Raw genomic sequence first — 22,922 nt, forward strand, 5'->3', positions numbered from 1 at the left:
CCGTCGACTTGCCTTTGACGTCAACGTGAGGTTTTAGAGTACTCGACGCCGGGGCTTCCGAGACCCGCGCAGCTCAGAATCCGCACGAAAAGCAAGGACGTCATGAACATCACCGACCAGATCGCCCTCGTCACCGGAGCCAATCGCGGCATCGGCCGCCAGTTCGTTCTCGAACTGCTCGACCGCGGTGCCCGCAGGGTCTACGCCACGGCGCGCCGGCCCGAGACGCTCGACTTCGACGACACCCGGGTCGTTCCGCTGCGGCTTGATCTTCTCGACCACGACTCGGTGGTCGCCGCTGCCTCCGCCGCACCGGATGTGACCCTCCTCGTCAACAACGCCGGCATCGCCACGGGCGCCGCCCTCGTCACGGGCGATCTCACCGAGGTGCGCCGCGAGATGGACACGCACTTCTGGGGCACCCTCGACATGGTCCGTGCATTCAGCCCGGTGCTGGCGGCGAACGGCGGCGGCGCGATCGTGAACGTGCTGTCGGCCCTGTCGTGGTTCTCCACTCCCGGCTCGGGCTCGTACTCGGCCGCGAAGGCGGCGGAGTGGAACCTGACGAACGGGGTGCGCCTCGAACTCGCGGGGCAGGGCACGTTCGTGCAGGGCGTGCTGCTCGGCGCGGCCGACACCGACATCTCGGTCGGCTACGACGGCCCGAAGATCGATCCCCGTGAGGTTCCACGCCGGTCGTTCGACGGTCTCGCCGACGGCGCGATCGAGGTGATCGTCGACGATTGGACCGCGATGGTGAAGGCCTCCCTCGCCGGTGACCCCGCCGCCTTCTACGCGCGGTTGGCCGGGCTGCTCGGCACCGACTGAGCCGGTCTGGAGCCGCGCCGGGAGGGAATCAGGCGATTCTCGGTGCTGCGCCTGTGGACAACTCATGTCGAGCGTTCCGGATGCGGCAGGATGCCCGGATGGCACTCCGACTCGACCCCACCCGCCCCCTCGTGTGGCGCACGCCGTTCTGCCTCCAGGTGGGTGTCGAGCCACCCGTGATCGTGCTCGACGACCTCTCGCCCGACGACGAGATCGTGATCGAGTTGCTCCGCGCGGGCGTCACGCCCGCGATGCTCGACGACGCCGTGGTGTCGCACGGCTGGAATCCGGTGCGGGTCGCGGAGCTGCTCGCCCGGGTGGGTCCCGCACTGTGCGACCGGGTGCCCCCACCCCTCGCGGGGCACACCATCGCCATCGACGGCCCCCCACGGGATGCGGCGACCCTCCACACGCTGCTCGGAGCGCTCGGCGCACGGGTGTCCGTGGGCGCCGAAGTGCCCTGCGAGCCACCCTGCGGCGTCGCCCGCTCACCCGCAGCCGACACAGGATGCCACGCACTCGAGCCCGGTGCGGCGTGGAGGGCGACATCCGGAGCAGGCGCCGGAAAGCGAGTCGCGGTCGTGCTGTCGCACTACGTGGTGTCACCACGGGCGGCGGGCCTCTGGCTGCGGGCCGACGTGCCGCATCTGCTGGTGAGGTTCGGCGACCGCACCATCCGTGTGGGGCCGCTGGTGTCTCCCGGCAGAGGCCCGTGCGCCACCTGCCTCGAACTGCACCAGACCGACCGCGACGAGGCCTGGCCCGCCCTGGCCGCCCAGCTCGCACGTCGGCGAGCGCCGTCAGCCGATGCCCACGGACTGGCGGTGCTCGCACCGGTCGTGGCGCGCATCCTGAGCTCTTCCGGCGGAGGCTGGGCGACCCGGGTGGTGCGTCTTCCGCGGCTCGCCGTGGCCGAAGGCCTCGAACCCGGCGAGTGGCTCGACGAGCTCGAGCCCGTCAGTCCCCACCCGCGCTGCGGATGCCTGTCTCCGCCAGGAAACGCGACGGCTCGCGAACTCCCGACCTCCGCGACCCACCGGCCGCCCACGAGAGCGAGAGCCGTTCCTTGGCCCGGGTGAGCCCCACGTACAGCAGCCGCCGCTCCTCGTCGACGCCCTCGAGCCCGGCAGCATGGCTGATCGGCAGCAGACCCTCCGACACCCCGGCCACGAACACGGCCCGCCACTCGAGTCCCTTGGCCGAGTGCAGGGTGGCGAGCGTCACCGCCCGCACGGTGGGCTCGTGGTGCGACGACTGCCGTTCGAGCAGCTCGTCGGTGAACTGCCGGAACGTCGTGCCGGGCGGCATCCCCTCGGCGAGCCCCATGAGGGCGTTCAGCGCCTCCCACCGGTCGCGCACGGCACCCAGACCCTCGGGCGCCTCCTGCGACCAGCCGCGCGTGCGCAGCACATCGCTCACCGACTTGAACAGCGGCTCATCGACGATGGAGACGGATGCCGCCCGCAGCTCCATCACGGCCCGCTTCACCTCGGGCTGGTCGAAGAACCGTGCACCGCCGCGCAGCTGATACGCCACTCCGGCGGCCGTGAGCGCCTGCTCCAGCAGCGCGGTCTGCGCGTTCACGCGATAGAGCACCGCGATGTCCTGCGGTTCGATCCCCTGCGCGACGAGCGATCGGATGTCGGCGGCGATGCCGGCGGCCTCCGCCTGGTCGTCGGCGTACGCGGTGATGACGGGGTCCGGATGCTCGGGCTGCGCGACCGGGGCACCCTCAGCCGGCGCATCCGCGCCCGGTGCACTGCTCGACGCCGCGTGCAGGGTCAGGGCTCCGGGCCTCCCCCGCATCAGCCGGTTCGCCCCCGCCACGATCGCGGGCGTCGACCGGTAGTTCTGCTCGAGAGACACGATGGTGGCGCTCTGGTGCGCCCGCCCGAAGCCGAGCAGGTAGTCGGCACTCGCGCCCGCGAACGAATAGATGGTCTGGCTGGCATCGCCCACCACACAGAGGTCGCGGCGGTCGCCGAGCCACTGCTGGAGGAGGTGATGCTGGAGGGGTGAGACATCCTGGAACTCGTCGACGGTGAAGAAGCGGTACTGCTCGCGCACCTGGATGGCGACGGATGGCTCGACCTCGATCATGCCGGCGGTCACGAGCAGCACGTCTTCGAAGTCGAGCTGGCGCCGCTCGTCTTTGAGCTGCTCATAGCGCTCGCTCACCTGCACCATCTGCTCGACCGACACCCCCTGAGGCAACGACCGGCTCGACCGCGCGGCGAGCTCGTACTCGGCGATGCTGAGGTTGGAGACCTTGCGCCACTCGATCTCGGCGGCCAGGTCGCGCAGAGTGGCGGTGTCGAGCCGCAGCTTCAGCCCCTCGGCGGCGTGCGCGATGGCCCGCGCCTTGTTGTCGAGGATCTTGGGGGCCTCTCCCCCGATCACCTGCGGCCAGAAGTAGTTGAGCTGTGCGAGGGCTGCCGAATGAAAGGTGCGGGCGGCGACGCCGTGCGCCCCGAGTCCGCGCAGCCGCGTGCGCAGTTCGGCCGCCGAGCGGGCGGTGAAGGTGAGAGCCATCACCCGGTTCGGGGGGTACACGCCGGTGGCGACCCCGTAGGCGATCCGGTGCGTGATGGCCCGGGTCTTGCCGGTGCCCGCACCGGCGAGGATGCACACCGGGCCGAGCAGCGATCGTGCCGCCACCCGCTGCTGCGGATCGAGGGCATCGAGCAGGGCGTCGGCGGAGGGTTCCGTCACGCGCGCTCCGGCTCGGGCAGAGGGCCGCCGTACCAGCGCTCGATGATCGCCCGGGCGATCGAGGAGCTCCCGGGCAGCAGCACGCCGCTCGCCGGGTCGGCGAGCTGCTCGCGGGTGAACCAGCGCAGGTCGAGGATCTCCTCGCCGTCGGGCTGCAGCTCCACCGGGTGCTCGTCGGAGACCCGGGCGAGGAAGCCCACCATGAGCGAGGCGGGGAACGGCCACGGCTGCGATCCGAGGTACTCGGGGTCATCGATCACCACACCCGACTCCTCCGCGATCTCGCGGATGGCGGCGGCCTCGAGCGACTCCCCCGGCTCCACGAAGCCGGCGAGCAGTGAATAGCGGTTGCTCTCCCAGAGCGCGTTCGAACCGAGCAGCAGGCGGTCGTCGCGGTCGACGATGCCCACGATCACCGCGGCATCCGTACGCGGGAAGAGCTCGATGTCCTGCACCGGGCAGCGCCGCACCCAGCCGCCGGCCTCCACCAGCGTCTCGGCGCCGCACCGCGGGCAGTGCGTGTGGGTGGCGTGCCAGTTGAACATGGCGAGAGATTCGGTGAAGAGGCCCGCGGCGGCGTCGTCGAGGTCGGCGGCGACCATGCGCAGATTCACCCAGCTGGAGTCGGCGGTCTCGAAGGCCGGCGCCTGCTCATCCGTCACCGAGATGGCGAAATGCGGATCGCCTTCGGCCGACACCCCGAGATAGAGGCGCACGCCGAGGGCTTCCGCCACGACATCGGGCAGCTCGGAGGGGCGGATGGAGGCGAGCTCGGGGCGCACCACGAGGTCGGGTGCGCGACCGAAGCCGTCCCACCCGGTGGGGTTCGCGCCGGTGCGGGCCAGCGCCTGACCGCGGTGCAGCACGAGCACACGGGCTGCGTCGGCGGCCCAGTGGCTGTCGAGGAGGCCGGGATCGGTGCGCGCGGCGTGATCGCGGTCGATTCGGTGCCGCGCAAGCGGCAGGAGGGACTGAAAGGCGCGTGACATGGTTGCTCAATCGTGCGTGGCGAAAGCCGTGGCCGGGACCAGCCGCCCTACCCTAGAGGTATGGCGAGATCCCACCTCACTCTAGCCGCGCTCGCGACTTCGGCCGTCGCCGGAGCCGACATCGTGGCCACCCGCGCGCTCACGAATTCCGCGGCCGGCCGCTTCGACGCGGCCGTCGTCACGCTGCGCTCGGGCGAGGAGTACGCCGTGCGTGTGCCGGTCGACTCCGACGCCGAATCGGAGCAGTCGCGCGACCTCGTGGCGCTGAATGCGCTCACGCCGGGTGTGCGGTCGCGGCTGCCGTTCCACATCCCCTCTTTCGTCGGCCAGGCGCCCGTGGGCGAGACCCGAGCCGTGGTCTACGACTTCATCCCGGGGCACCCGGCGACGCTGGCCGATGTCGGGGGCGAGCACAGCGCATCCGTGTCGATCGGGCGCGCCATCGCCGCCGTGCACTCGCTGCCCACCTCGGTGGTGTCGGATGCGGGGCTCACCACGAACACGGCCACCCAGATCGCCGTCACCTCGCGCAAGCTCGCCGATCGCGCCGGAGCCAGCGGCAAGGTGCCGAAGGAGCTGCTCACACGCTGGGCCACGGCACTCGACGACAGTGCGCTCTGGCAGTTCCAGCCCACCGTGGTGAACGGCGCCCTGGCACCCGAGTCGTTCCTGCTCATCGATCACCAGGTCACGGGAGTGATCGGCTGGCAGAACCTGCGCGTCGGTGATCCCGCCCTCGACCTGTACTGGCTCAACTCCGCGTCGAGCGCATCGAGCGCCGACCTCGTGTACGACGGCTATGAAGCCGCTCTCGCCCGGCCCGCCGACCACCAGTTGCGCAAGCGTGCCCGACTGTATGCCGAACTCGAGATCGCCCGCTGGCTGCTGCACGGCATCGACAGCCGCGATGACTCCGTGGTGGCCGACGCGGTGGCCATGCTGGCGAGCCTCCGGGCCACCGTCGAGAACGACCTCCTGAACCCGTTGTCGACCGATACCGGCCAGATCATGGCGGTCGAAGACGTGGAGGCCATGCTCGATCGCACGCCGATCCCGGGTGCCGCATCCGGGGCCACGGCACACGCGAACCGCATCGCCGAAGACTGACCCCACCCCTCGAGTCGCCCTCGCCCTCCACTTGCCACAACATGTGGCAACCCCACCCCGCAGGCAACACTTTGCGGCAAGTCGCCCCCGCACCCACCCAGCCCCCACTCCACTTGCCACAACATGTGGCAACCCCACCCCGCAAACCACACTTCGCGGCAACTCGCCCACGCAACCCCCAGCCCCCCCGCTCCACTTGCCACAACTTGTGGCAAGCCCACGCCGCGGGCAACACTTCGCGGCAAGTCGATCCGCGCGCGACGGCCCGGCCTTCCCGTCGCGCGCCGGCGCCGACGTCAGGCCATCGAGCTCTCGATGAGCGCCACCAGTTCGGCCTCGCTGAAGAGCCGCTCGGGCCGGATGACGCGGTCGTCGGCCACGAAGTAGAACGACGCGTCCACGCGGTCGACGTCGATGCCCTTCCAGCGCGCATAGGCGAGCCGGTAGAGGGCGAGCTGCAGCTGCTTCAGCTCGAGGTCGTCGGCATCGACGGGCGCCTTGCCCGTCTTCCAGTCCACCACCTCGAAGCGGTCGCCCTCGGCGAAGATCGCGTCGATCTTGCAGATGATGATGCGGCCGGCGAGCACGAGGTGGATCTCCACCTCCACCTCCACGGGCTTCCGCCCCGCGAAGTCGGAGGCACCGAAGAGCGCGATGAGTTCGTCGAGCCGGCGCTGCTCCGCCTCCTCGAGCCCCATCTGCTCCTCGCGATCCGTCGATTCTGGCCCCATGACGGCACGGGAAGGGCCAAAATCGACGGGTCGCGAGGAGGAGTCTTCGAAGGCGTCGGTCTCGTGGTCCAGGCGGTCGAGGGCGTCGTCACCCAGAGCGGATGCGGGCACGAGGTCGGTACTCCCGCCGCGCCGGTACAGCTCCTCCACCCAGCTGTGGAACCGGGTGCCGAGCCGGGTCTGGCGGTAGGGCCGCTCCGGCATGGGCCGGGCGAGGCCGCGCAGCACCTTCTGCGGCTCCGACACGTAGTCCTTGAAGCGGGAGGCCGGGATGCGCGCGGGCAGATCGAGCAGCGTCTCGCCGTCGCGCGCGGCCCGTTCGGCGAGCAGCAGCTCGATCTCGTGATCCCAGGGAGTGGCCGCTGCCGGGTCGGCCCGCTCGACCAGAGCGGCGGCAGCCGCCACCCGCGACCGCCGGCCGCCGAGCGGATCACGCGGCCAGATCGTCCAGCTCTCCGCCTCAGCGAGCGGATTCTCCTCGGCCTGGGGCGCCTCCGGAAGCACGCCGTGCTCGATCAGGCCTGCCGACTCGAGTTCCCGCAGGTACGAGCCCGGGCCTCGGGCACCCTTGAGCCCGGTTGTCCAGAACGAGCCGGCGAGCAGCAGGTGCTCTCGGGCGCGAGTGACGGCCACGTAGATCAGCCGCCGTTGCTCGGCCGCGTAGTGGTTCGAGTTGGCATCGCTGAAGGCGTCGAGAGCGGGCCGGAAATCGTTCTGCACGTCGAGGCCCCGCCAGTGCAGTGTCGGCAGCTCCGCGGCGTCACCGCGGAAGTCGAAGGGCAGCTCGCCGAACGTGAGCCAGCCCTGGGTCGACATCGGGGCCCCCGGCAGTTCCTTCTCGACCATGCGCGGGATGGCCACCACATCCCATTCCAGCCCCTTCGCCCCGTGGATTGTGAGGATCTGCACCGTGCCGGGCTCGGGCTCGTCGCTGCGTGGCTCGAGGCGGTCGCGCTTCTCGGCCTCCTCGAGCCAGGCCAGGAACTCGCCGAGGCCGGCCGCGGGGTCGAGCGCGAGGAACGAGGTGAGCTGCTCGGCGAAGGCATCGAGCCCGGCGCGGCCCTCCGCCGCATGCGGACTCGCCAGCACCTCGACATCGAGCAGTAGCTCCTGCTGCACGAGGTCGACGAAGTCGAGCAGGCCGAGACCGGCACGGCTGCGCAAGTGGGCGAGCTGCAGGGCAGCGCGGCGCAACCTCTCCCGCCCGATGTCACTGAACCCCGCCAGCGCGCTGTGCTCGGGCTTCGCGGTGGCCATGAAATCGAGGGCATCGACGATCGAGCGGTCTTCATCGGCCACAACGGATGCGCGCAGCTGCCCTGTGACGTCGGGATCCAGCTTCTGGAAACGATGGTCGCGCTCGGCGATCCACGATGCGAGCGAGCGCAACGCCACCAGGTCTTTGGGTCCGATCCTCCAGCGCGCTCCCGCCAGAACTCGCAGCAGGTCGGGACCGGCCGTCGGGTAGTAGAGCACGCGCAGGGTCGACACGAGGTCGGCGATGGCGGGTTGAGCGAGCAGACCGCCGATTCCGAGCACGTGGTACGGGATGCCGCGGGCCTCGAGCGCCGCGGTGAACGGCTCGATCTTCTTCACCGAGCGGCAGAGCAGGGCCGCGGAACGGCGGCGCCCGTCGGCATCAGGAACCAGACGCTCCTCGAACCAGGCCGCCACGGAGTGCGCCTCGTCGATGATGGTCTCCTCGAAACGCACGTCGAGCGCGCCCCGGGCCACGCCCGGCCGCGCGGCGAGCTTCTCGACCGCGATCCCCGCGGAGGCCGAGAGCGGCGCCACGAGGGTGTTGGCCGCGTCGAGCACCAGCTGTGGATTGCGCCAGCTCGTCGAAAGGGCGAAAGGCGGAGCTTCTGCCCCGCCGAAGTCGCGACCGAAGCGGGCGAGGTTCGCGGCGCTGGCGCCCCGCCATCCGTAGATCGACTGGTGCGGGTCGCCGACGGCCATCACGGCGTGACCACGGAAGAGCGTCGAGAGCAACCGGGTCTGCACCACGCTCGTGTCTTGATACTCGTCGAGCAGCACCACGCGATAGCGCTCGCGGTAGTCGGCGACGACGCGCGGGTTCGACTCGACGATCGCGAGCGCCAGCGCGATCTGGTCGGAGAACTCCACGTAGCCGCGGCGGATCTTCTCCTCGGCGTAGGCATCCGCGAGGTCGAGCAGCAACGGCAGCGCCGACACCTGGCCCACGGCGCGTTCGACGTAGGCGAACACGCCGGGCGGAATCGAGCCGTCTTTCGCCGCGGCCTTCGGCAGCTCCGCGATGCGGGCGAACTGCTCGGCGTACCGTGCGACGGGCCCGGACGACACGACGTTCTCGCTCAGGGCGCGGCTCACCTGCAGCACCGCCGAGGTGACGACGTCGACCGACTTGTCGATGCGCAGCAAGCGCTCGTCGCCGGAGGCCACCACGACCTTGCGGGCCAGCTGCCAGGCCGAGGCCTCGCTCAGCACCGCCGCCTCACCCTCGCGGCCGATGGTGACGGCGTTCTCGCGGAAGATGCTGTTCGCGAAGGCGTTGTAGGTGGCGATCTCGGGTGCGTCGAAACGATCGAACACCACGTCGCCGAGGCCGGAGGCCGCGAGCTGGGCGAGCCGGTCGCGGATGCGCACCGCCAGTTCACCGGCCGCCTTGCGCGTGAAGGTGAGGCCGAGCACCTCGGGCACTCCCACGAGGCCGTTGGCCACGAGCCAGACGACCCGGTTCGCCATGGTCTCCGTCTTGCCGCTGCCGGCACCCGCCACGACGATGCGCGCATCCATCGGAGCCTCGATCACCGCGCGCTGCTGGTCGGTGGGGCGCGGCAGCCCGAGCCGGTCGGCGATGTCGAAGGCGGAGATCTCCGCAGCGGTGGCAGCGGCACGGGCCGCCTCCGTCACCTGAGCCCCGCCGCGCTCCTCCGCCGCCACCCGTGCGCCAACGGGTGCGAACGCCTCCGGGTCGTCGAGCGCCGACAGGTCGAAGAGGGCGTCGCTCATTCCGACACCGCCTTGATCAGCTGGATGCGGTACTCGTAGCGGCTCTGGTTGTCGCGCTCCCCCGGGTCGGCCACGCCTCTGAACACCGCGCCCGCCATGCCCTCCGCCACCGTCTCGATACGTCGCTCGATCTCGGCGAGCCCCTCGTCGTCGAGCGGATGCTGCGTGCGCAGCGTGAAGGTCGACCCTCTGGTTCCCTTCGACACGTAGAGCAACTGGGCACCCCCGAGCACGTCGCCCGGCTCGATCCCCTCGACCGAGTCGCGGATGAGCGCCACCTGATACGCGGCCATCTGGGCGTGCGCCGGCATGTCACCCTCGCTCACCGGGTACTTGCCCGTCTTCAGGTCGATCACGCGCAGCGAGCCGTCGGCATCCCGCTCGACCCGGTCGATCGACCCACTCACGAGCGCGCGGCCCTGCCGGAAGGTGAACACCGCCTCGGCCCCCACGAGCTGTTTGCTGCCCGAGTTCTCGGCCCGCCGGAACTCCCGCAGGTAATCGGAGAGCCCGCGCAGCTTCGTCTCGAGAGCACGCCGCTCGCGCTGCTCGATCCAGGGCGCCTCGAACCGCAGTTCGCGCCAGCGCTCGTCGGCGGCCTCCTGCAGCTCCTCCGGACTCGGGTCGCGATCGGGGTCGGCGCTCGCCTGCTCCATCACGGCGTGCACGATGGTGCCGATCCCGGCCGCGATACTGGGCGCGCCGCCCGCCACCTGATCCACGAACCACATGAGCGGCGAGTCCTCGAAGGCCTGGATACGTGAGGGCGACACCCGCACCACGGCCTCCTCGTCATCCGGATCGATGACGGGCTCCTCGGTCGACGACGGCAGCAGGCCGTACCACTCGGCGGGGTCGGCTCCGGGCACCCGCTCGGTGGCGAGTCGGGCCAGCGCGGCCGCGGCCCGGGCATCGCCCTCCTCCGTGACGCGCCGGCGCAGGTGCCCCGTGAGCCCGCGGAGGGAGAGCGGATGACGCACGGGGGGTACCGGGTCGGCATCCGGTGCCAGCCCGAAGAACGGCGAGGGCTGCTCGTCTTCGTTCGACACGCAGCTGAGCACGGTGAGCTCGCTCGACCGCGACACGGCGAGCGCGAACATCCGCAACTCGTCTGACAACACATCGGCCCGGGTCTGCTCGCCGATGCGGTCGCCGTCGGAGCCCGCACGGGAACCGCCGGAACCTCCGGCGTCGGCACCTGCACCGCTGCCGAGCGGGGCATCGCGCGGTGACCCGGCGCCATCCGCCCCCGCGCCTCCGGCGTCGGCGAGCGCGCTCAGACGCTGGGCATGCAGCAGCGAGCCGCGCAGCCGGAGGTTCGGCCAGACCGACTCCTGGAGGCCCGCGACCACGACCACGGCGCACTCCGCGCCGACCGCTCCGGTGGGGGTCGTGACGAGCACCGAGTCGGAGCGGGAGCGCGGCGAGAGCGTGTCTTCAGGCACCTCGACCCCGAAGAACTCGTCGAGGAACAGGTCGGCGGGCCGATCGGGCTCCCGCTCGACCGAGCGCCGTGCGGCGGTGAAGAGCGCGACGGCGCCGTCGAGATGACGGTTGGCCTCATCCGCGACGATGCCGGTGCCCGCCGCGAGCTCGCCCCACCGGGCCGCGAGGTGGGTTCGCTGCCACAGCTCCCACAGCAGTTCCTCGATGCTGTCGCCGGCGCGGTACCGTTCGGCGACGGCGGCGAGGGTGGTGCCGAGCGCAGCGACCCGGCGGGCGGGCGCGGAATCGATCACCGCGAGCGACCCGGGCACCCGCACCGCCTCTTCGAGCAGTTCGTCGGAGTGCCGCGATCCGCCGTGCGCGAGCTCTTCGTGCCGCAGCGCGAGCCGCAACCGCCGCAGCCCCACGGCGTCGACCCCGCCGAGCGGCCCCAGGATCACGGATGAGAGCACCTCGGGTGTCGGCTCCTGCCTCCCCACGGCGAGCGCCACACCTTCGGCGAGGTGGCGGGCCGCGTAGTCGTCGCGCAGTGCCTGCACGGCAGAGAGCGTGCGCGTGGGCACCTCGGCGAGCCCGAGCCCGCGTGCCATGGCGGGCACCAGCGCACCCGACCGGACCACCACGATCATCTGCGACCAGTCGGTGCCGTGCAGCAGGAAGCGCTCGCGCAGCAGCCGTGCCACGGTCGCCACCTCCCCGGCCCGCGTCTCGGCCCGGATCGTGAGCACCCGCCCCGCGGCGACCCCGGCAGCCGACGTACCCGCGTCGGCGGTGGCGCGCTGGCGGCCTGCGGCCGCCGCGCCGATGCGCTCGGTGACCCGCTGGGTGAACTCCCGGAGCGGCCCCTGCTGCCGATAGGAGGTGCCGAGCACCACGGGCGCACCTGTCGGCACCCCGAGCACCTGCGCGAGACGGCCGAGCGCCCGCACATCGGAGCCGCGGAAACCGGTGGTCGCGGCATCCGGATCTCCGAACGCCACCACGTCGGCACCCTGACGCGCGAACTCGCGCACGAGAGTGAGGGCGCCGATCGACAGGTCGTGGAAGTCATCGACCGCCACGAGGTCGAACCGCGATTCGACGTCGCCCGACCGCAGCGCCCGCCGGGCCTCCGCCAGCAGCTCGGCCGAGTCGAGTGAGGCCGACGGGAAGGCGTCGAGCACGCCGGCGTAGTCGCGGATGAACCCGCTCGCCGCGATCCACTCCGGCACCCCGTGCTGCACGCCGAGCCGGCCGAGCGCGTCGGCGGAGATGCCGTTCTCGGTGGCGCGCATCATGAGCTCGCGCAGTTCGGTGCGGAACTCCCGCAGCCGCCGCACCTCGGGGGGCAGCGTGTCGGGCCAGCGCGACAGCGCCTCGCCCGTCTCCGTGTCGTCGATCTCGCCCTGCAGGATCTCGGCCACGATGTGGTCCTGCTCCGCCCCCGTGAGGAGCGCCACCGGCCGCACCGAGTCGCCGCGGGCCGCGGCGGCCGCCGCCGTGCTGCGCCGAACGATCTCGAACGCGGCCGAGTTCGCGGTGCGCGCCAGCGGCCCGTTGCTCGGGATGCCGAGCCTCAGGGCGATACGGTCGCGCAACCGCGTGGCGCTCTGCCGGGTGGGGGTGAGCACGAGCACCCGCTCGGGGGCGACGCCGTGCTCGGCCACCCGGTGGGCCACCAGTTCGAGCAGGGTCACGGTCTTGCCGGTGCCCGGCGCCCCGATCACCGCGAAGGACGAGCCGGGCGCGCGCTCCACCGCCTCGCGCTGCGCCGGATCGAGATCGGGCACAGCGGCGTGCGAAGGGGATGGGGCGTCGTTCGTCACGGCATCCACGGTACTGGTCGGCACCGACACCACGGGTCTCGCGGCGTGTTCGCTGTGGGCTGGTGCCCGGGGCCTGTGGAAAGGACCGGATGCCCCCGGCGCGTACCGTAATCTGGGCTGGTGATCGCCAATCCGGTCACGTGATGTGAAAGGCACCTGATGGACATTCGTATCGGCATCGCCAACTCCCCCCGAGAGCTCAACTTCGAGTCGAGCCAGACCCCCGCGGAGATCGAGAAGGCCGTCGCGGCCGCGCTCACCGACGGCGGCACCCACGTCTCGCTCACCGACAACAAGGGCAAGGTCTACCTCGTGCCCGTCGCCTCCCTCTCCTACGTCGAGATCGGCAGCGAGGAATCGCGCCGCGTCGGCTTCGTCGGCTAGCGTTCCCTCATGGAACTCCTGTTCATCACCCTCGGCGGCATCATCCTGGGCCTCGGCGCACGCTATCTGCTGCCGAACCGCGACCGGCACGGTGTGATCCTCATCCCCGCCATCGGCGCTGCGGTGTCGGCCGTGGTGTGGGTCGCCCTCACCTGGCTCGGCTGGGCGTGGGACGGTGGATGGATCTGGGTGGTGAGCCTCGTGGTCACGGCCGTCGTGGTCGTGGTGGCCGACATCCTGATCGGTCGCATGCGCAAAGAACACGACGCCGAGCGTCTCGAGCTGCTGCTGTCAGGGCGGGTGCCGCTCCCCGAGTAGCCGTCGGCCACTCAGCCGACCACTCGCTGCGTCGGGCCTCCGTCGCGGCTCCGGCCGGCCGGTCTCAGGCGGTGAGGCCGAGCTGGTCCATGCGCCGTGTGTGCGCCGCGATCATCTCGGTGAACACGGGCTCGATGCGCTGCTCGTCCGATTCCGGGTTGCCCGTGAGGTGGATGGCCGAGCGCGCCACCAGCAGGGTGTCACCCACGACACGCCGGCCCCACAGCGCCAGACGCGAGCCCAGTACCGGGTCGGCCGCGATGGCATCCGACAGCACGTCGATGAGGGCCCGTCGGCCGGTCTCGGCGTCGAGGATGGTGATGCAGCGCGGCGCGATGTCGCCGGGCAGACCCGCGGCGAGCAGCTTGAAGAAGTCGTCGAGGATGCCCGCCGTGAGGTACACGCTGGCCAGCTGCTCGTACCAGTCGGCGCCTTTCACGACGGCGCGATAGCGGTCGATCCCGATGGTGAAGGGCTCGATCACCGCGGCAGGATCATCGACGCGCCGCCGGATCTCGGCCACGAGTCGCTCGTGCTTGTCGAGTGCCTGGCTGGCCGCGGGCGCAAGTGCCTGCTTGGTGGCCACGCTCGGTGCGGCGGCGATGGCATCCGAGACCTCTTCGAAGATCGCCAGCTGCACGTAGGCGGCCTGACCGAGATAGGGAAGTACCTCGGGCGTCAATTCGGCCAGGTTCACCTTGGGGTAGACCGTGTCCTCCCGGGGCCGGAGCCGCGGGATGTCGATGCGCACCTTCGGGCGGCGGAGGAATCCGAACACGACGCTCATCCTATAAGAGCGCAGATGTGAGTCCCGGTCGACTAAACTCGACCCGGGCCCTGACGAAACTCGGGGCAATCGCCGCTGTCCGACGCCATCGTCGGATCCGCTCGCGTCTGATCGCAGCATGTGCCCCGCACAGTTCTCACCGCAGTGCTCATCCCCAGCGGCTCGCAACCACGACAGGTATCCATAGTGACTTTCAGTGAACTCAACATCGACCAGGACATGGTCGACGCTCTGGCCGCGAAGGGGATTCTCGAACCCTTCCCCATTCAGGAGCAGACCATCCCCCTCGCCCTCGACGGGCAAGACATCATCGGCCAGGCCAAGACGGGCACCGGCAAGACCTTCGGCTTCGGTCTCCCGCTCATCCAGCGTCTGGGTCTCGACCCCGAGCCCGGCGTCAAGGCGCTCGTGGTCGTGCCCACGCGCGAACTGTGCGTACAGGTCACCGAAGACCTCGAGATCGCCGCGGGGAACCGCCCCACCAAGATCGTCTCGATCTACGGCGGCAAGGCCTACGAAGGCCAGATCGAGCAGATCAAGGCCGGCGCGCAGATCGTCGTCGGTACTCCCGGCCGCCTCCTCGACCTCGCCGGCCAGCGTCTGCTGAACCTCGGCGCCGTGCAGGAGATGGTGCTCGACGAGGCCGACAAGATGCTCGACCTCGGCTTCCTCGCCGACATCGAGAAGCTCTTCGCACAGACCCCGGCCGGCCGGCACACCATGCTCTTCTCGGCCACCATGCCCGGCCCGATCGTGGCGCTCGCGCGCCGCTTCATGAACCGGCCCATCCACATCCGCGCGACGGATCCCGATGAGGGGCTCACGCAGGCCAACATCAAGCACCTCATCTACCGCGCCCACAACATGGACAAAGACGAGGTCATCGCCCGCATCCTGCAGGCCGAGGGCCGAGGCAAGACCGTGGTGTTCACCCGCACCAAGCGCGCCGCCGCCAAGCTCGTCGAGGAGCTCAACGACCGCGGCTTCAACGCCGCCGCCGTGCACGGCGACCTCAACCAGGAGCAGCGCGAACGTGCCATGGCCGCCTTCAAGGCCGGCAAGAAAGACATCCTGATCGCCACGGATGTCGCGGCGCGCGGTATCGACGTCGACGACGTCACCCACGTGATCAACCACACCATCCCGGATGACGACAAGACCTACCTGCACCGCGCCGGCCGTACGGGCCGCGCCGGCAAGACGGGTATCGCCGTCACGTTCGTCGACTGGGACGACCTGCACAAGTGGGCCCTCATCAACCGCGCCCTCGAGTTCGGCCAGCCCGAGCCCACCGAGACCTACTCGTCGTCGCCGCACCTGTTCACCGACCTGAACATCCCCGAGGGCACCCGCGGGCGCCTCAGGGCGAGCACCCGCTCGGAAGAGGCACGCCCGAGCTCCGGCTCGGCGGGCGGCTCCGGTGACCGCGGCGGCCGAGGCGGATCGCGTTCGAGCGGCCAGGGCGGTTCGCGCTCGGGTGGCCAGGCCGGCAGTGGCTCCGCAGAGGGCGGCTCCCGCCCGCCCCGCAGTCGCAACCGCTCGCGCGGTGACTCCGCCGGCCCCGCCGAGGGTGCCGCGACCACGACGGCCACCGCAGACACCTCTTCGGCCGCCTCGACGGAGTCCACCTCCACGGGCGCCGGCTCCGAGCACCACGACGGCAACAGCGCCCCGCGCCGCCGCTCGCGCACCCGCCGCCGCGCTCCGCGCGCGGAGTAGTCACTGGCCCGCGGTTAAAGTCGCGTGACGCTGTAAGTACGCAAATAGAGAAGACCGACGCCATATACGGGCTCGGTCTTCTCTATGTGCGTACTTACACGGTCACGACGGCGGGTAGACCGGGTTCGAACCGGTCGCACGCGTGATGAGGGCGTCGAGCACCTCGGGCGACGTGGTGTTCTCGCCCAGACGGTTCGGCTTGCCCGCGCCGTGGTAGTCGCTCGAGCCCGTCAGCGCGAGACCGTAGCGCGACGCGAGATGCTGCAGACGCACCCGCCCCTCCGGCGTGTTCTCGCGGTGGTCGATCTCGAGCCCGAATAGCCCGGCGTCGACCAGTTGCCCGATCACCGGTTCCAACTGCATGTCGGCCCGCGACCGGGTGGCCGGATGCGCGATCACCGGCACTCCCCCGGCCGCCACCACGAGGCGCACGGCCTCGAGCGGCTCCGGTGCGTCGTGGGGCTGGTAGTAGCCGGCCCGCCAGTGCAGGATGCCGGCGAACGCCGCACTCCGATCGGGCGCGAGTCCTCGCGCCACGAGCGCGTCGGCGATGTGCGGGCGCCCCACGGTCGCGCCGGGTTCGGTCTGCGCGAGCACGTCGTCCCAGGTCACGTCGTAGTCGCGCGAGATGCGTTCCACCATCTGCTCGGCCCGCAGCAGCCGCGCCTCCCGGATGCGCGCCGTGGCGTCGAGCAGATCGGCATCCGCGGGATCGAACAGATAGGCCAAGAGGTGCACGCTCGACCACCCGATCCGGGTGCTCAGCTCCATCCCGGGGATCAGCGTGATCCCGGCGCTCTCGGCCGCGGCGGAGGCCTCGCCCCACCCTGCGGTGGAGTCGTGATCGGTGAGCGCCACCGTGCCGAGACCGGCTGCGGCGGCAGCCCGCACAAGCTCCGCAGGCGACTCCGTGCCGTCGGAGACCCGGCTGTGGGTGTGCAGGTCGATCGGCCCGGTGAACCGCCGATCGGAAGACATCCCCCAATCGTACTCAGTCGCCTGTCCCCGCAGACGCACACCCAGGTCACGGGTGGAGAATGGACGCATGGCTGAGACGACCGCAGAGACCACCGCCACCCACGCGAATACCGAGACGCCGGAGCCCAGGGCCACCAGCAACCGCTCCACCACACCGGGGTCGGATGCCTTCCGCGACTACATCGGCAGTGGCTGGGCCGAGCGCGTCGACACTCTTCCGCCCGCTCGCGAGCAGGCGCGATTCGCCGCCGAGCGGCGTGCACGCCTCAGCGAGCAGTTCCCCGGCAAGCGCCTCGTCATCCCCTCCGGCGCGCCGAAGCAGCGCTCCAACGACACCGACTACCCGTATCGAGCCCACTCCGCGTTCTCCTACCTCACCGGCTGGGCCTCGGATGCGGAGCCCGGCGCCTACCTGGTTCTCGAGCCCTCTGACGCCGGCCACGAGTCCACCCTCTACTTCCGCGAGCGCGCCGGCCGCGACTCCGACGAGTTCTACGCCAACCCCGAGATCGGCGAGTTCTGGATCGGCCCCCGTCCCTCGCTCGAGCAGGTCGCAAGCGACCTCGCCCTGCCCACCCGTGGCATCGCCGAGTTCGACTCCGTCGACTTCGACGACACCACTCTCGTGCTGCGCGAAGCCGACGAGAGCCTCCCCGCCGGCGCCGGCGACGGCGGAGACGCCGACCTCGCGCGGGTGCTCTCCGAGATGCGCCTCGTGAAAGACGCTTACGAGATCGAGCAGATGCGCCGGGCCGTCGCCGCGACGGCGCACGGCTTCGACGACGTCGTGGCCGACTTCGTGCGCTCGAGCCGCCACGAGCGCGGCGAGCGCCTCGTCGAAGGCGTGTTCAACACGCGAGCCCGCCTCGACGGCAACACCGTGGGCTACGACACGATCGCCGCCTCGGGCCCGCACGCCTGCATCCTGCACTGGACGCGCAACGACGGCCCCGTGGTACCCGGCGACCTCATCCTGCTGGATGCCGGTATCGAGCTCGACAGTCTCTACACCGCCGACATCACCCGCACGATCCCCGTGAACGGCACCTTCACCGAGGTGCAGCGCCGGGTGTACGAGGCCGTGCGCGAGGCGGCGGATGCGGCGTTCGCCATCGTGCGGCCGGGCATCCGCTTCCGCGAGATCCACCAGACGGCCATGCAGGTCATCGCGAAACGTACCGCCGAGTGGGGCCTCCTGCCCGTCACCGCCGAGGAGGCGCTCGAGGCCGACAACCAGCAGCACCGTCGCTACATGGTGCACGGCACGAGCCACCACCTCGGCATCGATGTGCACGACTGCGCGAAGGCCCGCCGTGAGATGTACCTCGACGGCGTGCTCGAGCCGGGCATGGTGTTCACCATCGAACCGGGCCTCTACTTCCAGCCCGACGACCTCACGGTGCCGGTGGAGATGCGCGGCATCGGCGTGCGCATCGAGGACGACATCCTGGTGACGGCGGATGGCGCCGAGAACCTCTCGGCCGGCATCCCCCGCACGGCCGACGAGGTCGAGGCCTGGTACGCCCGCCTGCAGGCGTAGCCGCGTCCGCGCCCCGCTCAGCCGCTAGCGCTCTTCGGGCGACTCGAGGATGTTGCGGGCGCGGTTGGCGTGCTCGGGTTCGACGATCACCGAGTACGACGTGGCGATCACCTGCATCACCGAGGTGAAGTCGCGGCGCCGACGGTTGATGCTGTACGCGGCGATGTTGAAGAACAAGCCGAAACCGGCACCGATGAGCGCGGCCGCGCCGAGGAAGAGCGCGCTGGTGGTGGTCGGCGAGAGCAGCACGAGCAACAGCCCGAAGAACAACCCGAGCCAGAGGCCGGAGAGCGCTCCTGCGAGGGCCGCCCGCCCGTAACTCCGTTTGCCTGTGACCTGCTCGACGGTCTTCAAGTCGCTCCCGATGATCGACACCGACTTCAGCGGGAAGTCGCTCTGCGCGAGCCGTTCGACCGCGGCCTGGGCTTCCGCATAACCCTCGTACGTTCCCACCGTGTCTCCCGTGGGCAGGGTCGCGAATAGCGAGGAGGTGCGTCGGGCTTGTGGCGGGCGATCAGTCACCGCCCCATTCTTCCACGCGCGCCTGTGCGCCCCTCCGGGTCGGGGCTGAAGTGAAGGTCTAAGTTAGTAGTCGTGAGTGCCACCAGAGTCTTCGTCGCCCGATTGGTGGGGTGCACCGTCTTCGACCCCGCGGGCGACCGCCTGGGCAAGGTGCGCGACGTTCTCGTGGTGTACCGCAAGAGCGATCCACCGCGCGTCGTGGGCCTCATCGTCGAGATCCCGGGCCGCCGACGGGTGTTCGTGTCGATCGGGCGAGTCACGAGCATCTCGAGCGGCCAGATCATCACCACGGGCCTCATCAACGTGCGACGCTTCGAGCAGCGCGGCGGCGAGGTGCGGGTCATCGCCGAACTGCTCGGCCGCACCGTCGTGTTCAACGACGGATCCGGCGAAGCCTCCATCGAAGACGTCGCGATCGAGGAGTACGGTCCCGGCGAGTGGGCGGTGGCCCAGCTCTTCGTGCGCCGCCCGAAGACGAGCTCCTCCCCCTTCGCCAAGGGCGCCACGGTGTTCACCACCTGGGCCGACGTGCGCGAGAAGACCGCGGCCGGCCAGGCCCAGTCGGCCGAACAGCTCATCGCCACCTTCAGCGACCTGAAGCCCGCCGACCTCGCCAACACCCTGCTCGACCTCCCGCAGGCCCGCATGCTCGAGGTGGCCGAAGAGCTCCCGGACGACCGTCTCGCCGACGTGCTCGAGGAGATGCCCGAGAGCGAGCAGGTCGAGATCCTGTCCCAGCTCGACGACGACCGCGCCGCCGACGTGCTCGACCAGATGCAGCCGGATGACGCGGCCGACCTCATCGCGCAGCTCTCCGACGAGCGGGGCGAGCACCTGCTCGAACTCATGCAGCCCGAAGAGGCCGACGACGTGCGCATGCTGCTCGCCTACGCCCCCGACACCGCCGGTGGCCTCATGACCACCGAGCCCATCATCGTCTCCGCCGACGCCACCGTGGCCGAGGGGCTCGCGCTCATCCGCCGGCACGAACTCGCCCCCGCCCTGGGCGCGGCCATCTGCGTCACCCTTCCGCCCTACGAGCCGCCCACCGGCCGCTTCCTCGGCATGGTGCACTTCCAGCGGATGCTGCGCTACCCCCCGCACGAGCGACTCGGCACCATCCTCGACCAGGGCCTCGAGCCCGTGCGCGCCGACACGTCGGCGGCTGTCGTGGCGCGCATCCTGGCCAGCTACAACCTTGTCTCCGTTCCCGTTGTCGACGACAACCACCGACTTGTCGGGGTGGTGACCATTGACGACGTCCTCGACTATCTCCTGCCCGACGACTGGCGAAGTAACGACAGCGATGACGACGCCCCCCAGCGGGTGCCGGATCGCACGCCCCCGCGGGTTCCGGCCGGAGCACCGCGCTTAGCATTCCGCGGAAGGAGGACCGGCAATGGCACGTCTTAACGGCAGACAGGACAGTGGCGCGCTCGACGCCCCGAAGGGCCGTCGCAGCACCGTTCTGACGCGTCGTCCGGCCCCCGTCAGCCGCGACCGCTTCGGCCGCGTCACCGAGGCCATCGCACGTGCCATGGGCACGCCCTGGTTCCTCGTGGGGCTCAGCCTCTTCGTCGTGGTGTGGATGCTCTTCAACACCCTCGGGCCCGAGTCGCTGCGCTTCGACTCGGCGGCGATCGGCTTCACCGCGCTGACTCTCATCCTGTCGCTCCAGGCCTCGTACGCCGCGCCGCTCATCCTGCTCGCACAGAACCGGCAGGACGACCGCGACCGCGTGCAGTTCGAGCAGGACAGGCAGCGCGCCGAGCGCAACCTCGCCGACACCGAGTACCTCGCCCGCGAGGTGGTGGCCCTGCGGCTCGCGCTGCAGGACATGGCGAGCAAGGAGTTCATCCGCGCCGAGCTGCGCGCTCTGCTCGACGAGCTCGACCGTGAGAAGAAGCCGGATGCCGGCGACTGACGTACGGGCAGACGCCGTCCGGGTCGCCCTGAGCCGGGTGATCGATCCGGAGATCCGCAAACCGATCACCGACCTCGACATGGTGGGTGCGGTCTCGGTCTCCGACACCGGCGCAGCGGATGTCGCGCTGAAACTCACGATCGTGGGCTGCCCTGCCGCCGCGAGCATCGAACGCGACGTGCGCGAGGCGACGGCATCCGTTCCGGGCGTCTCCTCGGTGCGGGTCGACGTGTCGGTGATGTCGAAGGACGAGCGGGCGGCGCTCACGCTGAAGCTCCGCGGGCCCGGTCAGCGGGTCATGCCCTTCGGGCCGGGAACGCTCACCCGGGTCTATGCCATCACGAGCGGCAAGGGCGGGGTGGGCAAGTCGACGCTCACCGCCAATCTCGCCGTGGCGTTGGCCGCCCGGGGGCTCTCGGTGGGTCTCGTCGACGCCGACGTGTACGGGTTCTCGATCCCGGGCATCCTGGGCCTGGTCGATGCCGACGGCTTCGCCGCCCGTCCCACCCGCGTCGACGACATGATCCTGCCGCCCGTGGCGCACGGCGTGAAGGTCATCTCGATCGGCATGTTCATCGACCCCGAGCAGGCCTCCGCCACCGGCGGCGCCGTGGCGTGGCGTGGGCCGATGCTGCACCGCACCATCACCCAGTTCCTCACCGACGTGTACTTCGGCGACCTCGACGTGCTGCTGCTCGACCTGCCGCCCGGCACGGGAGACGTGGCGATCTCGATCGGCCAGCTGCTGCCGAACGCGGATGTCATCGTGCTCACCACCCCGCAGGCGGCCGCCGCCGACGTGGCCGAGCGCTCGGGGCTCGTGGCGATGCAGACGGGCCAGAATGTCTACGGCGTGATCGAGAACATGGCAGGGCTCGTCACCCCCGACGGCAGCGTGCTCGACGTGTTCGGGGCCGGCGGCGGCGCCGAGGTCGCCCGCCGCCTCTCCGAGCGCAAGGGCGCGGATGTGCCGCTGCTCGCCTCGGTGCCCATCAGCGTCGCGCTCCGCTCGGGCGGAGATGTGGGGGCTCCCGTGGTGCTCGCCGACCCCGCCGACCCCGCCGCCGCTGCGATCTCCGCGGTGGCCGACACGCTCGCCCGTCGCGGCCGCGACCTGGCGGGTCGCCGTCTGGGTCTCGCTCCCGTATGAGCCGCCGGCCGCAGGTCTGCCTCACCGGAGCGCTCCTCACCGCGCTGCTGCTGGCCGGATGCGCGCCGACGGGTGGCACCGAGGGCACGACCCCGACGTCGTCGGCTGCCGCTTCGGCCGGAACGACGGCCGGAACCACCGCCGCTCCCCCCGTCGTGATCGACGGGCTGGGCCTCGAGATCCTGCAGAACCGGCCCGACTACGGCAACCGGATGCTGCAGCTCTCCATCACCAACGAGGGCGACACAGCCCTCACCGTCACCGCCGCGACGTTCAGCTCGCCGCAGTTCGAGGCGCCCTCGGAATGGGTGAAGACGACCGAGGTCCCGCCCGGCCTCACCCGTCACCTGCCCGTGCAGCTCGGCACCGCCATCTGCCCCGCCCCGGCCACGACGCCGACGCTCACCGTGACGGTGGTGGACGCATCCGGAACGTCACGCATCGTCACCGGCAGGCCGTCTGACCCCTTCGGCGTGCTCGAGCGGATCGCCGGGGAGGACTGCCTCGACGATGCGGTGGCGGCCGTCGCCGCACTGCGCCTCGACGACACGCTGGAGGTCACCGGCACGGGCGCCGACTCGGTGGCGCACCTCACGGTGCACGTGGATCCGTCGATGGGCTCGGGCGAGCTGCACCTCGAGGAGGCGCGCTCCACCATCCTCCTGTCGCCGACCGAGGGCGACACCTGGCCGCTCGACCGCACGATCACCGGCGGCGACTCACCACAGACGTTGTCTGTCGCCGCCGTCCCGGCCCGCTGCGACCCGCACGCGATCGCTGAGGACAAGAGAGGCACCTACATCCCGATATCCGTCACGATCACGGATGGCCCAGCGGGCACGGTGTACCTCCGCTCGAGCGATCAGCTCCGCCTGGCCATCTACGACTACCTGGCCGCCACCTGCGGCTTCGCCGTCCCCTCATCCGGGTAGCAAACGACGGAGTTTCACCCCGAACTCACCAAACGACGGACTCTCAGCCCTGCAAT

Annotated in this window: 17 protein-coding genes; 10 read left to right on the forward strand and 7 right to left on the reverse strand. The window is 70.7% G+C overall.

Annotated features, from left to right (window positions below; all coding sequences use genetic code 11):
* Positions 1–102: 102 nt before the first annotated feature.
* Positions 103–828: an SDR family oxidoreductase gene (locus EPO52_RS02750; RefSeq protein ID WP_290801549.1), complete on the forward strand. Its 726-nt coding sequence runs from the start codon at positions 103–105 to the stop codon at positions 826–828.
* 957 nt (positions 829–1,785) lie between these two features.
* Here EPO52_RS02750 and EPO52_RS02755 read toward each other — a convergent pair.
* The gene (locus EPO52_RS02755; RefSeq protein WP_290801552.1) at positions 1,786–3,540 is read right to left on the reverse strand and encodes an ATP-dependent helicase; all 1,755 of its coding nucleotides are present in this window, start codon (positions 3,538–3,540) and stop codon (positions 1,786–1,788) included.
* Positions 3,537–4,529 (reverse strand): NAD(+) diphosphatase, encoded by a 993-nt coding sequence (gene nudC / locus EPO52_RS02760; RefSeq protein WP_290801554.1) that lies wholly within the window; start codon positions 4,527–4,529, stop codon positions 3,537–3,539. The genes EPO52_RS02755 and nudC overlap by 4 nt, the downstream gene beginning before the upstream one ends.
* Positions 4,530–4,589: 60 nt before the next feature.
* On the opposite strand from nudC, the gene EPO52_RS02765 reads away from it, so the two are divergent.
* On the forward strand, positions 4,590–5,636 hold the full coding sequence (locus tag EPO52_RS02765; RefSeq protein ID WP_290801557.1) for a phosphotransferase: 1,047 nt from the start codon (positions 4,590–4,592) through the stop codon (positions 5,634–5,636).
* Between the two features lie 296 nt (positions 5,637–5,932).
* Here the strand turns inward: EPO52_RS02765 and EPO52_RS02770 are convergent, their stop codons facing one another.
* Together EPO52_RS02770 and EPO52_RS02775 are read right to left on the reverse strand one after the other, a co-directional pair.
* Positions 5,933–9,361 carry an ATP-dependent DNA helicase gene (locus tag EPO52_RS02770; protein ID WP_290801560.1) on the reverse strand — a complete coding sequence of 1,143 codons (3,429 nt, stop codon included), beginning with the start codon at positions 9,359–9,361 and terminating at the stop codon, positions 5,933–5,935.
* Entirely contained in the window at positions 9,358–12,612 is a 3,255-nt protein-coding gene (locus EPO52_RS02775) for an ATP-dependent DNA helicase (protein ID WP_290801563.1), read from the reverse strand. Before EPO52_RS02775 ends, EPO52_RS02770 begins: the two co-directional genes overlap by 4 nt.
* A 159-nt stretch (positions 12,613–12,771) precedes the next feature.
* On the opposite strand from EPO52_RS02775, the gene EPO52_RS02780 reads away from it, so the two are divergent.
* Together EPO52_RS02780 and EPO52_RS02785 are read left to right on the forward strand one after the other, a co-directional pair.
* Positions 12,772–12,996 carry a DUF3107 domain-containing protein gene (locus EPO52_RS02780; RefSeq protein ID WP_290801566.1) on the forward strand — a complete coding sequence of 75 codons (225 nt, stop codon included), beginning with the start codon at positions 12,772–12,774 and terminating at the stop codon, positions 12,994–12,996.
* A gap of 9 nt (positions 12,997–13,005) precedes the next feature.
* Positions 13,006–13,314: a hypothetical protein gene (locus EPO52_RS02785; protein WP_290801569.1), complete on the forward strand. Its 309-nt coding sequence runs from the start codon at positions 13,006–13,008 to the stop codon at positions 13,312–13,314.
* A 64-nt stretch (positions 13,315–13,378) separates the two neighbouring features.
* Here the strand turns inward: EPO52_RS02785 and EPO52_RS02790 are convergent, their stop codons facing one another.
* The gene (locus EPO52_RS02790; protein ID WP_290801571.1) at positions 13,379–14,101 is read right to left on the reverse strand and encodes a ferritin-like fold-containing protein; all 723 of its coding nucleotides are present in this window, start codon (positions 14,099–14,101) and stop codon (positions 13,379–13,381) included.
* A gap of 186 nt (positions 14,102–14,287) precedes the next feature.
* Here EPO52_RS02790 and EPO52_RS02795 point away from each other — a divergent pair, with 186 nt between their 5' ends.
* Positions 14,288–15,820 carry a DEAD/DEAH box helicase gene (locus EPO52_RS02795; protein WP_290801574.1) on the forward strand — a complete coding sequence of 511 codons (1,533 nt, stop codon included), beginning with the start codon at positions 14,288–14,290 and terminating at the stop codon, positions 15,818–15,820.
* Positions 15,821–15,922: 102 nt separating this feature from the next.
* Here the strand turns inward: EPO52_RS02795 and EPO52_RS02800 are convergent, their stop codons facing one another.
* Positions 15,923–16,798 (reverse strand): PHP domain-containing protein, encoded by an 876-nt coding sequence (locus EPO52_RS02800; protein ID WP_290801576.1) that lies wholly within the window; start codon positions 16,796–16,798, stop codon positions 15,923–15,925.
* A gap of 67 nt (positions 16,799–16,865) precedes the next feature.
* Here EPO52_RS02800 and EPO52_RS02805 point away from each other — a divergent pair, with 67 nt between their 5' ends.
* Positions 16,866–18,338 (forward strand): aminopeptidase P family protein, encoded by a 1,473-nt coding sequence (locus EPO52_RS02805; protein ID WP_290801578.1) that lies wholly within the window; start codon positions 16,866–16,868, stop codon positions 18,336–18,338.
* Between the two features lie 24 nt (positions 18,339–18,362).
* Here the strand turns inward: EPO52_RS02805 and EPO52_RS02810 are convergent, their stop codons facing one another.
* Positions 18,363–18,860: a general stress protein gene (locus tag EPO52_RS02810; protein ID WP_290801580.1), complete on the reverse strand. Its 498-nt coding sequence runs from the start codon at positions 18,858–18,860 to the stop codon at positions 18,363–18,365.
* Between the two features lie 72 nt (positions 18,861–18,932).
* Here EPO52_RS02810 and EPO52_RS02815 point away from each other — a divergent pair, with 72 nt between their 5' ends.
* Genes EPO52_RS02815 through EPO52_RS02830 form a run of 4 tightly spaced genes read left to right on the forward strand, consistent with a single transcriptional unit; the run spans position 18,933 to position 22,866 of the window.
* A complete protein-coding gene (locus tag EPO52_RS02815) occupies positions 18,933–20,273 on the forward strand; it encodes a CBS domain-containing protein (protein WP_290801582.1) in 1,341 nt (446 codons plus the stop codon).
* The gene (locus EPO52_RS02820) at positions 20,260–20,784 is read left to right on the forward strand and encodes a DUF1003 domain-containing protein (RefSeq protein WP_290801586.1); all 525 of its coding nucleotides are present in this window, start codon (positions 20,260–20,262) and stop codon (positions 20,782–20,784) included. Before EPO52_RS02815 ends, EPO52_RS02820 begins: the two co-directional genes overlap by 14 nt.
* Positions 20,771–21,934 carry a P-loop NTPase gene (locus EPO52_RS02825; RefSeq protein ID WP_290801589.1) on the forward strand — a complete coding sequence of 388 codons (1,164 nt, stop codon included), beginning with the start codon at positions 20,771–20,773 and terminating at the stop codon, positions 21,932–21,934. The genes EPO52_RS02820 and EPO52_RS02825 overlap by 14 nt, the downstream gene beginning before the upstream one ends.
* Positions 21,931–22,866: a hypothetical protein gene (locus tag EPO52_RS02830; protein WP_290801591.1), complete on the forward strand. Its 936-nt coding sequence runs from the start codon at positions 21,931–21,933 to the stop codon at positions 22,864–22,866. The genes EPO52_RS02825 and EPO52_RS02830 overlap by 4 nt, the downstream gene beginning before the upstream one ends.
* The last annotated feature ends 56 nt before the right edge of the window (positions 22,867–22,922 follow it).

The sequence above is a fragment of the Herbiconiux sp. genome, from assembly GCF_004297105.1.
Lineage (GTDB): Bacteria > Actinomycetota > Actinomycetes > Actinomycetales > Microbacteriaceae > Herbiconiux.